Origin of the sequence: Kribbella sp. NPDC056951, from assembly GCF_042674205.1 — a bacterium.
Classification (GTDB): domain Bacteria; phylum Actinomycetota; class Actinomycetes; order Propionibacteriales; family Kribbellaceae; genus Kribbella; species Kribbella yunnanensis.
Window position 1 is genome coordinate 200070 of sequence record NZ_JBHUQZ010000013.1, and the last position, 13403, is coordinate 213472.

The following is a 13403-nucleotide window of genomic DNA, read 5'->3' on the forward strand; positions in this document are numbered from 1 at the left end:
CTAGGCCGGTAGCGTCCAGCGCTGACTGGCCGAGTTGTTGCATGTGGCAACGGTTACTGGGTTGCCGAGAGTCGCGGGTGCGGTCAGGCACTTGCCGTTGACCCTTAGCTCGCCTGCCGCTGTCCATTGCTGGTTGGTGCCGCCGTGACAGCTGTAGGCGATCACGGTTCCGGCCTGAGTTGCGCTGGCGTCGAGACAGCTGAACATGGCATGCAGCGTGTTGTTCTCCGCGTGGACCCAGTTCTGGTTGTTCCCGCCGGTGCAGCTGTAGAGCAGGACCGTCGTACTGTCGGTGCCGGAGATGTCCAGGCAACCACCGCTGCCACGGATCTCCCCGGACGACGAGTTGCCGATCCCGTTCTCCTGTACGGCGGTTGTCCCGGAGATGGTCACCTGGCTGTCGGCCGCGCAGCCACTGCTCTCCGAGCTGCCGGTGAAGCGCGCCGTACCGCCGTTGCTGGTCGGTAGCGGCATCGTGAGTTTGGCGTACGGCTCGTCGTCGCAGGTGGCCTTGCTGTTGTTCCAGTCGAAGTACTCGGTCCAGCTGACCATGCCCGACGTACTGATCCGGTTGCCGTCGCCGGTTTGCAGGCTGCCGAGTTTGAACGCCGTACCGGCGGTCAGGTCGCGAACGGTGACGCCATACCAGCCGCTGCCTTCGTCGGCGATCGCGAAGGCGTAGGTGTGACCGGCGATGGGGGTTCGGTCGAGGCGGCAACTGCCTCCGGTGCCGTCTTCCTGGAACTTGATGCAGTAGGTGCCGGAGTCGCCGGCGCGCCAGTCGGTCGAGTTCCAGAGCGAGTAGATGAACATGCCGACGCCGTCGCGGTGGGTCTGCATGCCGGTGTAGCCGCCGACGTCGCGGGCGGTGAAGCCGAACTGGTTGGCCCAGTAGACGTTCGCCTTCCCCGGTGACGCGTCGATCGTCATCCGGAACTCGGCCTGGGACAGCGAGGCGGTGTCGAACGTGTAGTTCACGTAGGTGCCGGGGGTGACGCCGATCGCGTGCGCCTGGGTGGGGGTGAGGGCGGCGCCGAGGGTGAGCAGGGCGCAGAGCAGTAGGGACTTGAGTTTCATCGGACCTCCAAGGCGAAGTGGGCGGACTTCGGTGCTGGAGCGCTCGAGGTTGATGATGCGCGGAAGTGCGCAGATTTGTCCAGAGGTGAGCAGTTAACGTTACACGTGCTCGGAAATGAGCGTGGCGATCGTGCGTTCCTCCAGGCCGATGAAGACGTGCGGGAGATCGCCCGGGTAGGAGATGTAGTCGCCGGGGTGGAGTTCGATCGGCTCGTCGGCCGGGCCGATCAGGGCGCGCCCGGTGCCGAGGATGACGTGCTCGACGACACCCGGGTTGTGCGGGTCCGACCTGCGTCCGGGGCCGGGGCTGACCTCGATCCGGTAGATGTCACGCCGCGCGTACGGCGGACTCGACGCGACCAGAGTCGCGCTGTACTCGGGGTTCTCGGAGTACAGCACCGGGCCCTCGCCCGCCCGGATGATCTGGACCTTCGGTCGTGGTGGGTCGAGCAGGGTGGCGAACGGGGTGTCGAGGGCGACCGCCAGCGCCCACAGGGTCTCGACGCTTGGGTTGCCGGTCGCCGACTCCAGTTGGGAGAGCGTCGACTTCGCAACGCCGGCCCGCTTGGCCACCTCGCTGAGCGAGAGGCCGGCTCGCGCTCGGTGCCGGCGCAGCGAGGCTGCGATCACGTCCAGTGGTGCCTTGCTGTCCATCGGTGTTCGCTCCATCGGTCCAGTCGTTCGAATTGACGAACGGGCGGCGTTGTGTTCATCATAATGTCCATGCGTTCGATTTGGCGAACACTCAATCCTCGGCTGGCCCGCGATATCGGGCTGGTCTGCCTGGCCGACGGCGTCGTCGGCCTTTCGTACGGCGCGATCAGCGTCGGCGGCGGTCTCCCGTGGTGGGTGCCGGTGCTGCTGTCGATCGTCGTCTTCGCAGGTGCCTCGCAGTTCCTGTTCGTCGGGATCGTGGTCGCCGGCGGGAGTCCGATCGCGGCGATGATCGCCGGTCTGCTGGTGAACACCCGTCATGTCGCCTTCGGCCTGGCCGTCAGCGACGTGATCGGGTCCGGCTGGCGGCGCTGGCCCGGAAGCCACCTGATGACCGACGAAAACGTTGCCTTCGCCATCGGTCAGGACGACCCGCGGCAGCGGCGCGCGGCGTACTGGGCCGGTGGGATCGGCATCTTCATCTGCTGGAACCTCGGCGTGCTGGTCGGTTCCGGAGCCGGCTCGGTGATCACCGACACCGACGTCTTCGGCCTGGATGCGGCCTTCCCCGCGGTGTTGCTCGCGCTCGTTCTTCCGGCGCTGCGTGATCGCTCGACTCGTACGGCGGCCCTGGTCGGAGTCGTCGTCGCCTTGGCCACAACGCCGTTCCTGCCCGCCGGCCTGCCGGTCCTGTTCGCCTTGACCGGCTTGCTGTTCTACCGAACCCCCGCTTTGGAGCCGGTCCGATGAATAACACTCCGTTGCTGTTGGCAGCTATTGCGATCCTTGCTGTCGGCACCTTCTCGCTGCGGTTCGCGGGACCCGCGTTGCGCAGTCGGTTCGAGATCCCGGAGCGGGTTCAGGGCCTGCTCGCGGCTGCCGCGATCGTGCTGCTGACCGCGCTGGTCGCGACTGCCGCGCTTACCGACGGTACTGGTCCAGCCGGGATCGCCCGACCGGCCGGCGTACTGGTCGGGGGCATCCTCGCCTGGCGTAAAGCACCCTTCGTCCTGATCGTGGTGGCCGCGGCCGCAACTGCTGCTGGACTGAGACTCCTCGGCGTTCCGTAAAACGGATAACGTGCTCACCATGAGCAGCTCATCCGCCCAATCGGCTGCGCCGCGACGAACGCTGATCTGGATCGGGATCGGGTGTTTTGTCGTCGGCGTGGCACTCACGGCGTTCTTCGTCGTGCGGATCGTCACGACCGCACCGGCCTCGCCGCAACCGGTCGGTGAGAGTCAGACGCCGGTGACGCTGGAGGAGAAGGGGCTGACGATCTACTCGTCGATCCCGGTGCTCGAGGTGCCGTGCCGGGTCAAGGACGCGCAAGCCGGCGACGTGGCGATCGTGCAGTCGCGCAACACCGAGCAGATCACCGTCAACGGCGACAGCTGGTACGTCGTGGCGCGGACGCAGGACGCGGTCCCGGCCGGGGATTACGTGGTGACCTGCACCGACAAGGAGACCAGCGCGACCTATGCCGTCGGACCGCGGAGTTCGGTGGTGGCATTCGTGCTGTCGATCTTCGGTGCGATCGGTTCGGTCCTGGTGTTCGGAGCGCTCGGAGCTGTCCTGGTGACGGTCGGCCTGATTCGGAACCGCCGGAAGCCGGTCGGCCGAGTCCCCGGCTACGCGCCACCGCCCGGAACACCCGCGCCACCGAACCACCCGCACCCGGCACCGCCGCCGTACGTGCCGGGTCCGAACCCTGACCGCCCACAGGACCGCTGATCACAAGGGCAACGTGAAGGCCGACAGTCGCGTGTAGACGCCGGGGAAGCCTTCGCGCGCGCAGCCGCGCGCCCACGAGGTCAGTCCGGCCAGCTTGCCGTCGACGATCAGCGGACCACCACTGTCGTACTCGCAGGTGTCGGCCTGCGGCGACCCTGCACACACCATGTTCCCGGCGTCGAAGGACGATCCGTACGCCGTCGCGCAGGTGGCGTCGGCCGCGATCGGCAGCGTCGCCTTGCGCAGGACCGTGTTGGCCGTGCTGGTCTCGGTGGTTCCGCCCCACCCGAGGGCCTCGGCCGCCGCACCCGCCGGATACGCGGCACCATGCTCGATGATCGGCAGCGTCGCGCGGTTCACCGCACGGCTCAGGGTGAGAACGGCGACGTCGTTGTGCTGGACACTGTCGTCGCCGAATTTGGTCTCCTTGAAACCGGGATGCACCCAGATCTTCTTGACCGACACGGTTTCGCCGTCTTTGCCCTTCAGGTCGGCACGGCCGAAGATGCCGCGGACCAGCCAGGGGGTGAGCTTGAGCAGGTTGACGCAGTGTGCCGCCGTCACGACCTTGTCCGGCCGGACCAGCGTGCCGCCGCAGAACTGACCCGACGGACGCGTCAGCATCCCCGGGCTCGACACGGCGACCATCCATGGCGGCGGGTCGGTCGGCGTGCCGCCGATCACTGCGTGCGCGGCCGGCGCGGACAGCCCGGCCGCCATCGTGAGGGTTGCTGCGGCCAGGGCGAGCTGACGTCGAAGTGGCATAGGCCGCACGATAATCGCCGAGACGGCCATGCGGGCGTCTGTTTGGATGGGGGGTATGGATCTCGACTGGCCCGGGTGCCGCAACGTTCGCGATGTCGGTGGATTGCCTACGGCGGACGGCCGCACGATCCGGTACGGCGTACTGATCCGCTCCGAGAGTCTGCAGTATCTGACGCCGGATGGTGTCGAGGCGGTACGCCGGTCTGGTGTCAGCCGGATCCTCGATCTGCGCAGCGACCGTGAAGTCGGGGAGGCGCCGACGCCGTTCACGGGGTTGCCGATCGCGGTCCGGCAACTGCTGGTGGATCCGGCCGATCCGGAACACGGTCAGCCCACGATCATCGCCGCCTGCACCTGGATGCTGGACCGACGGCCGACGCTGTTCGCCGCCGCGGTGAAGGCGATCGCAGACGAACCCTCTGGAGCAGTCGTCGTCCACTGCCACGGCGGCAAGGACCGAACCGGCATGGTCGTAGCACTGGCTTTGAGCATCGCCGGCGTCCCACGCGACGAGATCATCGCCGACTACTACCTAACCCAGTCCCGCCTGGCCCCCTGGCTAGAGGAGCAACTAGCCGCCGAACCCGACACCTCCAAGCACCCCGAGATGATCGAGTTCCGCGACACCCGAGCCGAATCCCTGGTCGCAATCCTCAACCACGTCGACGAGGCCTACGGAGGCCCTGAGGCGTACCTACGCCATGGAGGCCTCACAACGGAAGACCTGAACCGCCTCCGCCACCGACTGCTGGACTAGACAGTTCTCGGCTTTTCGCGGAGGCCGACCAGGAAGCCTAGGCCCCAGGACATATGCATGGTGGCGCAGATGAGGGGCATCTGGGCCAGGGCCTTCCAGGGGAGGTAGCGGCCTTCTACGGCTGAGCCGAAGAGGAGTAGGAGGCCGTAGCCGAGGGGGGCTAGGAAGCCTAGGTCCAGCCAGGGGTTGCCGGTGATCAGGCCGATGATGCCTAGGAGGGTGCCGAGGACGATGCTGATGACGGCGACCGGCGGGGCTAGGTAGCGCTTGCTGGCCGTTTCGGGGTGGCGGCGGATTACCTCGCGGCGCCACTGGCCGGTGTGGAAGAACTGCTTGGCTACCGCGGACAGCGAGGAGCGCGGGCGGTAGGTGACTGACAGGTCTGGGCTGAACCAGATCAGGCCGCCGGTTTTGCGGATGCGGTAGTTCAGCTCCCAGTCCTGGGCGCGGTGCATGGTCTCGTCGAAGCCGCCGACCCGCTCGAGCGCCGCTCGGCGGAAGACGCCGAGGTACACGGTGTCGGCCGGGCCTGCCTTGCCGCCCTGATGGAACGTCGAGGCGCCCAGGCCCAGCCGGGAGCGGTACGCGCAGGCGACCGCCATTTCGGTCGGGGTCCGGCCCTCGGCTGCCATGACGCCGCCGACGTTGTCCGCGCCGCTCTCGTCCAGGACCTCGACCGCGCGGGTGATGTAGCCGTCGGTGAGGGCGCCGTGGCCGTCGACCCGGACCAGGATGTCGTGCCGCGCGTGCGCGATTCCGACGTTCAGGGCGGCCGGGGTCTTGCCGGTCGGGTTCTCGACGATGCTGATCCGCCGGTCCCGGTCGGCCAGTTTGTCGGCGATCTCCTGGGTCCGGTCCTTGCTCGGGCCGATGGCGAGCACGACCTCGAGCTCACCGGGATAGTTCTGGTCGAGCACGCGCCCTACTGCCTCTTCGAGGTGACGTTCCTCGTTCAGCACGGGCATCACGACGGAAACGGGCGGCCACTGGGACAACGGCATATCAGGTCAGGCCTTACAGATCGAAGCGACGTCGTCGACGTCGTTGGCGGGTTTGGTCGGTGAGGTCGTCGGCTTCTTCGCCGGCGTACTCGGCTTCTTGGTGGACGTGCTCTTCGGCGGTTCGGTGGTCTTACCGTCTCCTTCGGAGGCGGCCTTGTCCAGCGCTTCGGATTTCTGGATCGCCTGGGCGACCTTGGTACGGATCAGGTCGAAGTCCGGGTTGCCGGTGTGGATCAACGGGGGGACCGCGGAGAAGCTTGACACCGGCAGCTTCTTCGCGTCCAGCGCGAGGTCGGTGAAGGTCCCCAGCTCACCGGCCGGGATGCTGGTCTTGACCACTTGTTTGCTGGCCGCCGCGATGCCCTGGAACTTGGTCAGCACGGTCTGCGGTGACAGCTGGTTCAGCATCGCAGACATCACGCACTTCTGCCGCGTCATCCGCTCGTAGTCCGACGACTCGGCCCGGGACCGGGCGAACCAGAGCGCGTGGTACCCGTCCAGGTGCTGATTCTTACCGGCCTCGATATACCCCTTGATCGGCGAACTGCCGCCACCGATCGGGACCCGTTTGCCGATGTCCAGGGTGATCCCGCCGACCGCGTTCAGCAGGTCGCGGAAGCCGGCCAGGTCGATCAGCACGTAGTAGTTGATCTTCAGCCCGGTGACCGCCGACACCGCCTGGGTGGTCGCGGTCTCACCGGGGTTGGGGTCGCCGGGGAACAGGTTCTTGTGGCCGGCCGCGTAGGTGTAGACCGCGTTCAGCAGACACTCGGCGGCACACTTGCTCCACTGGAAACCGTTCGGGAACTGCTTGGCCATCGGCGTACCGGCGGGGAACGGGACCTTGGCCAGGTTGCGCGGCAGGCCGATCAGGACGGTCCGGCCGGTGTCGGCGTCGATACTGGCCACGGTCATGCTGTCCGGCCGGGTGCCGATCCGGTCCGCGCCGGAGTCGCCGCCCATCAGCAGCACGTTGTAGCGGCCGTGCTCGGCCTTGGACTTCTGCCCGTTGCCGAAGACGCTGGCGACGAAGTCGCGCTGCGTGTTCACGAACGCGCTGGCCCAGATCAGCGCACCGGCGACCACGAACACCAGTACGGCGTCCAGGATGCTCGTCGCGAGCCGGTGGTTGCGTTCCAGCGTCATCGGCTGGGCGATCCGGTACGCGTCCACGAACAACGCGGCCCAGCCGATCGCCAGCAGGATCAGCAGCACCTGGATGATCCGCAGGGTGCCCGGGCGGGCCATCAGGTTGATGGTCCCGGAGCGCCAGATCAGCCCCAGGACGACCAGGAAGATGACGATCGCGAGCAGACCCGCGATGATTCGCCAGGCCCAGCGCCCGGCGCGTTTGCTGCCTGCCACGATCTGCGCCGACCCCGGCAGCACCAGGGTCATCAACAGCAGTGCCAGGGCCCGCTTGAACCGCACCGGCTCGCTGAGGTTGCGCAGGTCTGCTTTCTCCTGCGGCATGAGGTCCTTCCGTTCTCGGCTCGGGCGGGCTGTTGCCGACCGTACCGCGCCGTCCCCACGGTCACCTGGTACGACGTGCCGGAGGACGGGATGGTTCGAGCCGGAGCGGGTCCGAAAACGAAGGGTAGCAGTTCGGCCACGGAGCGCAGGAAAACCCCTGCGTACACCCGGTGATCAGGTGGTTTCACACGGTTGTGATGGTGTTCGGGGGCTGAGATCGGTTATCTGGTAGCTGCCCAAATCGACAGTGAGGATCCGCCCCCCATGAAACTGTTCCGTCCTCTTTTTGCCGTCGCCGCGGCCACGGCCATCACCCTGACCGGCCTCAGCGCCGCGCAGGCGGCGCCCGCCCCCGCCCCTGCGCCCGCTGCGGTCCGGGCCCCTGGTGGCGATTTCACCGGGATCGCCGCGCTCAGTAACTGCTCCGGATCGCTGGTCCGGTTCGCGTCCTCGGTGTCGACCGATCCGGCGCTCATTCTGACCAACGGCCACTGCTACGAAGGCGGGATGCCCGGCGCTGGCGTCGTCATCAAGGACCGCGCGTCCAGCCGCTCGTTCACGCTGCTGCGCCCGAGCGGGAGCAACGCCGGTACCGTCCGGGCCAACCGGGTCCTGTACGCGACGATGACCAAGACCGACGTCACGCTGTACCGCCTCACCGAGACGTACGCCGCGATCCAGTCCCGGCTTGGCGTTCCGGCGCTGACGCTCTCCCAGTCCGCGCCGGCTGCCGGCGCCGGGATGGCCGTCGTCTCCGGTTACTGGAAGCGCATCTACACCTGCTCGGTGCAGTCGACGATCTACAAGCTGCGCGAGGCCAGCTGGACGATGGAGAGCTCGATCAAGTACCGCCAGCCGGGCTGCGAGACCATCGGCGGTACGTCGGGTTCGCCGATCGTGAGCACCTCGTCCGGCCAGGTCATCGGCGTCAACAACACCGGTAACGAAGACGGTGGCCGCTGCACGCTGAACAACCCGTGCGAGGTCGACGCTGCCGGCAACATCACGGTCGACCAAGGAGCGGCGTACGGCCAGCAGACCTGGTGGTTCTACACCTGCCTGTCCGCCACCCGCACCATCGACCTGAACAAGGCGGGCTGTCTGCTCGCCAAGTAGGCGCAACCGCTGCCCGCCTCCGGTGGTCACTCCACCGGAGGCGGGACTGGGGTGACGTAGCACACTGTGATTCGGGTAACGTCGCGCCACATGGCAGTCGACTCCTCCACGGAACAGGTCACGACAACGAACTGGCCGAGCCCCTTCGGGGTCCGGACCCGGCTGGTGGCGGCCAGCGCGCTGATGCTGTTCACCGAGCTCGCGCTGATTCGCTGGACCGGCTCGAACGTCGTCCACCTCAGCTACTTCTCGAACTTCGTGCTGCTCGGTTCCTTCCTCGGAATCGGGATCGGCATCCTGCGCTCCGGCCGGGCCAAACGGCTGCCGTACTACTCGCCGGTGATGCTCGGCCTGCTGATTCTGGTGATCGCGTGGAAACCCGTCACCGTCAACCGCGGTTCGTCGTCGAGCGTCATCTACTTCACCAGTCTCAGTACGTCGGGTCCGCCGGTCTGGGTGATCCTGCCGATCGTCTTCATCGCCGCGGCCGTGGTGCTCGCCGGTCCCGCGGAACTCGTCGGCCGATGCTTCACCGAGCTGCCGCGACTGACGGCGTACCGGTTTGATCTGGTCGGTTCGCTGATCGGGATCATCGCCTTCACCGGGCTGTCGTTCCTGGGTGCGCCGCCGATCTGGTGGGGACTGATCGTCACAGTCGTCTTTGCCGGGTTGATGATTCCGCGGTCGCGCGGGATCGCCCCGCAGCCGCTGGTGGCCGCCGTACTGAGTGCTGCGCTGGTGCTCGCGCCGTTGCTGGTGATGGTCGGGGTGCTGTTCAACGAGTCGACCAAGTCGGAGAACAGTTGGTCGCCGTACTACAAGGTGCAGACGGCCAAGACCTCGTTCGAGGGTGTGCCGCTGCTGACGATCACGGTGAACGGCGTACCGCACCAGCAGGCGATCCCGGCGGATGCCCGGTTGCAGTGGGAGCCGCAGTACGGACTGCCCTATGCGCGGGCGAACGTCGGTAAGGCGCCGAAGAACGTCCTGATCATCGGGGCCGGTTCCGGTTCGGATGTCGCGATCGCGCTGAAGAAGGGCGCGACCCATGTGGACGCGGTCGAGATCGACCCGGAGATCCGCGACATCGGCAAGGCACTGCACCCGGACCGGCCGTACCAGGACCCGCGGGTGTCGTCGCACATCGACGACGGGCGGGCGTTCCTGTCCCGGACCGACAAGAAGTACGACCTGATCCTGCTGGCACTGCCCGACTCGCTGACCCTGGTCAACGGCGCGAGCTCGCTGCGCCTGGAGAGCTACCTGTTCACCCAGCAGGCGTTCGAGTCGGCGCGTGATCACCTGAACCCGGGTGGCGCGTTCGCGATGTACAACTACTACCGCGAGACCTGGCTGATCGACCGCCTCGCCCTGACCGCCGAGAAGGCGTTCGGCCACAAGCCCTGCGTCGACAAGGTCGGCGACTCCCTGCAGCAGGCCGTCGTCACCGTCGGCCTCACCGCCAACGACCAGAACTGCCAGGGCGAATGGGCCGGCGCTTCGTCGGTCACCCCGCCGCCGGCCACCGACAACCGCCCGTTCCTGTACCTGTTCACCGACCGCATCCCGTCCCTCTACCTGGTCACCCTCGGGCTGATCCTGGTCGCAGGCGTGGTCGGGGTCGGCATCGCCGGCGGCGGATCGTCGTACAAGCGCATGCGCCCCTACACCGACCTCTTCCTGCTCGGCGCCGGCTTCATGCTCCTCGAAACCAAGAGCATCACCGGCTTCGCCCTGCTCTTCGGTACGACGTGGGTCGTCAACGCGATCGTCTTCGCCGGAGTACTCGTGGCGGTGCTCGCCGCCGTCGAAGTCACCAGACGGTTCCGAACACCACCCACGAAGGTGATGTTCGCGATCCTGTTCGGCGGCCTCGTCCTGTCCTGGATCTTCCCCGACGACTGGCTACTCTCGATGCCCGTCGGCCTCCGCGCCCTGGTCGCCGTGATCATCGCCTTCACGCCGATCTTCGCCGCCAACGTCATCTTCGCCAAACGCTTCACCGACACCGAAGACGGCACCGCGTCGTTCGGCGCCAACCTCCTAGGCGCCATGCTCGGCGGCTGCCTCGAGTACGCCGCCCTGATCATCGGCTTCCACGGCCTCCTGATCATCGCCGCAGTCCTCTACCTAGGCGCCTTCCTACTCCGCCCCAAATCCAAAACAGCCATCGGAACGTAGCTGTCTGGGACCTGCGAAACGGCAGGAGGACCTCGCGACCCCGCGAGGCCTCCTGCCGTCGCTCGTTAGTCGGAAAGAAATGGGCAAATAGCACCCAAAAATTACCGACTAGTGAGCTGGGGCGGTGACGTGTCGCTTGGATGCGGCCGGGGGTGTACGGCGGTGGCTGGTCGCCGCGGCGGCCGGCTTGCAGAGGGGGTGTGGCGGGGTCGCCTGTGGCTGGGCCGGTTGGCGAGGTAGGCGATCGCGTGCACGTGGCCTGGGGCGGACGGGTTTGGGTTGCGGTTGAGAGACGAGGTCGGTGACCGAGGTGGACGTTGCCTGGGGCTGGCGGGCTTTGGTTGCGGTTGGCGACGCGGTCGCGACCGGGTGCACGTTGCGTGGGGTTGCTGCCGAGGGGGAGGCGGGGTGCAAGGTGACGGGTCGCGGTGGCTTCTGCCGGTTTCCGTGGATCTGCGGTTTCCGTCCGGGGGGCTTGAACAGGAGATGGTGGGCTGGGACAGGGCATGGCTTGTTCAAGGCCACGGCGTGGTGTTTTCGCCCACGTGAGCTGGCTCGATTCGGCCGGTGGGGCCTCAGCCACAGGCCGTCGGCCCCAGGCGACGGGGACCCGGGCGCGGCCTCGCCAAGCAGCTCAGCCGCAGGCTCGGCCAGCCACACCTCCTTTGTAAGCCGGCCGCAGCGGCGAGTACCCGGCACCTACGATCCCGGCCGCAGATGAGCGAAACCCCAGCCGCCCCGCCGTACAAGACAGGAGTGGTACGGGATCGGCCCGTTTCCGGGAAGAGGTTGGGATGTGGGTGCGAAGATCGTTGTATGACATGGCTGGTTAGTGGCGGGGCTGGGTATATCGGGGCGCATGTGGTGCGGGCGTTCCTTGCTGATGGCATCGATGTGGTGGTGGTCGATGACCTGTCCAGTGGGAAGGCGGAGTTCGTGCCGGACGGGGTGCCGTTCGTGCAGGCGAACTTGCTGGATATTGAGGCGGTGCGCGGGGCGCTGGTGGGGGTGAGTGGGGTCGTGCACCTGGCCGGGTTCAAGTACGCCGGGGTGTCGGTGGAGCGGCCGTTGCACACGTATACGCAGAACGTGACGGCGATGGTTTCGTTGCTGGAGGCGATGGACGAGACGGGTGTGCAGAACATCGTGTTCTCGTCGAGCGCCGGGGTTTACGGGACGCCGAAGGTCGAGACGGTGACTGAGGCGACCGAGCCGGCGCCGGAGTCGCCGTACGGGGAGACGAAGCTGATCGGGGAGTGGTTGCTGCGCGACCAGGCCAACGCGGCTGAGCTGAAGCACACCTCGTTGCGGTACTTCAACGTGGTCGGCTCCGGGGACCCGACCGTGTACGACGCGAGTCCGTACAACCTGTTCCCGATCGTCTGCAACCTGCTGTCGCAGGGGAAGGTGCCGCAGATCTACGGCACTGACCACCCGACCCCGGACGGTACGTCGGTCAAGGACTACGTCGATGTCGCCGATCTCGCCCGTGCACACGTGGCCGCGGCGCGTGCTCTCGAGGCCGGTACGGCGTTGGAGCCCGTCTACAACCTGGGGAGTGGGACCGGTACGTCGGTCCGCCAGATCATGGACGCCGCTCGCCGGGTCACCGGGATCGACTTCACGCCGACCGAGGGTCCGCGTCGTCCCGGCGATCCGTCGCGCGTGGTCGCGCAGGGCGAGCTGGCTGCTCGTGACCTCGGCTGGAAGAACACCCACACCGTGGACGAGATGTTCGCCTCGGCCTGGAAGGCCTGGCCGGCCAACCGCTGATCCCGGGCGGGGCTACAGTCCGAGCCATGGCCGATGCGTTCGACGACATGCCGGCGTACCTGCGGCCGGAGGCGCCCCGGCAACCGTGGCGGACGCGGGATTCGGCGTACAGCCCGGCGTCGTTCATCGGTGGCCTGGTGTGGGTGGCCCTGGGCGTCGGGTCCCTTATCGGTGGCTGGACCGTCTTCGGCAGCGCGGTGCTCGCCGTACTGGGGCTACTCGTGGTCGGCGCGATCGTGGTGCAGGCGAGGCGTGGGCACCACGGTTGGTGCCTGGTACGGCGCGGAGCGTGGTTCGGGATCGCGGTCTCGGGGCTGCCGCTGCGGGTGGCGTACTGGTTCAACTTCTGATCCAGACCAAAACCTCCCGGACGCTCCCTCGCGGTTGTACTGTGTGCCGCAGTTCACAGTGCTGTCCGCGGGGGCGGGCAACGATCGAGGGGTGCGATCCATGAGTCACGAGAGTTTGCCGCAGTTCCTGGCGAAGGTCGATCTCTTCGAGGGGCTGTCCAAGGAGACGCTGTCCGAGCTGATCGAGCGGGGCACGAACCTGCAGGTCCCGGCCGGGCGGCACGTGGTTGAGCAGGGTGCGAACGACGCCGGTCTGCAGGTCGTGCTGGAGGGTTCGGCCGTGGTGTCGGTCAACGGGGTCGAGCGCGAGCCGCTCGGACCGGGCGACTACTTCGGTGAGATCTCGCTGATCGACGGTCAGCCGCGGTCGGCGACCGTGGTCTCGGGTCCGGATGGGCTGACCACGTTCGCCCTGTCCGCGCTGGCGTTCGCGCCGGTCGTGAAGGCGAACGGCGATGTCGCGCAGGCGCTGCTGAAGGCGCTGACCGCGCGGATCCGCAGCCTCGAAGCCCAGGGCTGAGG

The 13403-nt window shown here is 67.3% G+C and carries 14 protein-coding genes; 9 read left to right on the plus strand and 5 right to left on the minus strand.

Annotated elements, in window-relative coordinates:
* Window positions 1-1077, minus strand: a complete 1077-nt coding sequence (locus tag ACFTSF_RS35170; RefSeq protein WP_380159149.1) for a ricin-type beta-trefoil lectin domain protein — start codon at window positions 1075-1077, stop codon at window positions 1-3.
* A 99-nt stretch (window positions 1078-1176) separates the two neighbouring features.
* On the minus strand, window positions 1177-1746 hold the full coding sequence (locus ACFTSF_RS35175; RefSeq protein ID WP_380159150.1) for a helix-turn-helix domain-containing protein: 570 nt from the start codon (window positions 1744-1746) through the stop codon (window positions 1177-1179).
* A 54-nt stretch (window positions 1747-1800) separates the two neighbouring features.
* Here ACFTSF_RS35175 and ACFTSF_RS35180 point away from each other — a divergent pair, with 54 nt between their 5' ends.
* From ACFTSF_RS35180 to ACFTSF_RS35190, 3 genes are read left to right on the plus strand one after another with little or no spacing between them, the layout of a single operon-like run.
* Complete coding sequence (locus ACFTSF_RS35180; protein ID WP_380159152.1) at window positions 1801-2481, plus strand: AzlC family ABC transporter permease; 681 nt, start codon at window positions 1801-1803, stop codon at window positions 2479-2481.
* Window positions 2478-2801 carry an AzlD domain-containing protein gene (locus tag ACFTSF_RS35185; protein ID WP_380159153.1) on the plus strand — a complete coding sequence of 108 codons (324 nt, stop codon included), beginning with the start codon at window positions 2478-2480 and terminating at the stop codon, window positions 2799-2801. Before ACFTSF_RS35180 ends, ACFTSF_RS35185 begins: the two co-directional genes overlap by 4 nt.
* A gap of 19 nt (window positions 2802-2820) precedes the next feature.
* Entirely contained in the window at window positions 2821-3465 is a 645-nt protein-coding gene (locus ACFTSF_RS35190; RefSeq protein WP_344157419.1) for a hypothetical protein, read from the plus strand.
* Here ACFTSF_RS35190 and ACFTSF_RS35195 read toward each other — a convergent pair whose 3' ends face one another.
* Window positions 3466-4230, minus strand: a complete 765-nt coding sequence (locus ACFTSF_RS35195) for a S1 family peptidase (RefSeq protein ID WP_380159156.1) — start codon at window positions 4228-4230, stop codon at window positions 3466-3468.
* 55 nt (window positions 4231-4285) lie between these two features.
* Between ACFTSF_RS35195 and ACFTSF_RS35200 the strand changes: the two genes are divergently transcribed.
* Entirely contained in the window at window positions 4286-4987 is a 702-nt protein-coding gene (locus tag ACFTSF_RS35200; protein ID WP_380159158.1) for a tyrosine-protein phosphatase, read from the plus strand.
* Here the strand turns inward: ACFTSF_RS35200 and ACFTSF_RS35205 are convergent.
* On the minus strand, window positions 4984-5988 hold the full coding sequence (locus ACFTSF_RS35205) for a glycosyltransferase family 2 protein (RefSeq protein WP_380159160.1): 1005 nt from the start codon (window positions 5986-5988) through the stop codon (window positions 4984-4986). The genes ACFTSF_RS35200 and ACFTSF_RS35205 overlap by 4 nt on opposite strands.
* 6 nt (window positions 5989-5994) lie before the next feature.
* Window positions 5995-7461: an LCP family protein gene (locus ACFTSF_RS35210; protein WP_380159162.1), complete on the minus strand. Its 1467-nt coding sequence runs from the start codon at window positions 7459-7461 to the stop codon at window positions 5995-5997.
* A gap of 264 nt (window positions 7462-7725) precedes the next feature.
* Here ACFTSF_RS35210 and ACFTSF_RS35215 point away from each other — a divergent pair, with 264 nt between their 5' ends.
* From ACFTSF_RS35215 to ACFTSF_RS35235, 5 genes are all read left to right on the plus strand, one after another.
* Window positions 7726-8577: a serine protease gene (locus tag ACFTSF_RS35215; RefSeq protein ID WP_380159164.1), complete on the plus strand. Its 852-nt coding sequence runs from the start codon at window positions 7726-7728 to the stop codon at window positions 8575-8577.
* Between the two features lie 90 nt (window positions 8578-8667).
* Window positions 8668-10758, plus strand: a complete 2091-nt coding sequence (locus tag ACFTSF_RS35220) for a spermidine synthase (protein WP_380159166.1) — start codon at window positions 8668-8670, stop codon at window positions 10756-10758.
* 816 nt (window positions 10759-11574) lie between these two features.
* Window positions 11575-12531, plus strand: a complete 957-nt coding sequence (gene galE / locus ACFTSF_RS35225) for a UDP-glucose 4-epimerase GalE (protein ID WP_380159168.1) — start codon at window positions 11575-11577, stop codon at window positions 12529-12531.
* A 26-nt stretch (window positions 12532-12557) separates the two neighbouring features.
* Window positions 12558-12881, plus strand: coding sequence for a hypothetical protein (locus ACFTSF_RS35230; protein ID WP_380159169.1), 324 nt, complete (start codon window positions 12558-12560; stop codon window positions 12879-12881).
* A gap of 100 nt (window positions 12882-12981) precedes the next feature.
* Window positions 12982-13401 carry a cyclic nucleotide-binding domain-containing protein gene (locus ACFTSF_RS35235; protein ID WP_344157444.1) on the plus strand — a complete coding sequence of 140 codons (420 nt, stop codon included), beginning with the start codon at window positions 12982-12984 and terminating at the stop codon, window positions 13399-13401.
* Window positions 13402-13403: the final 2 nt, after the last annotated feature.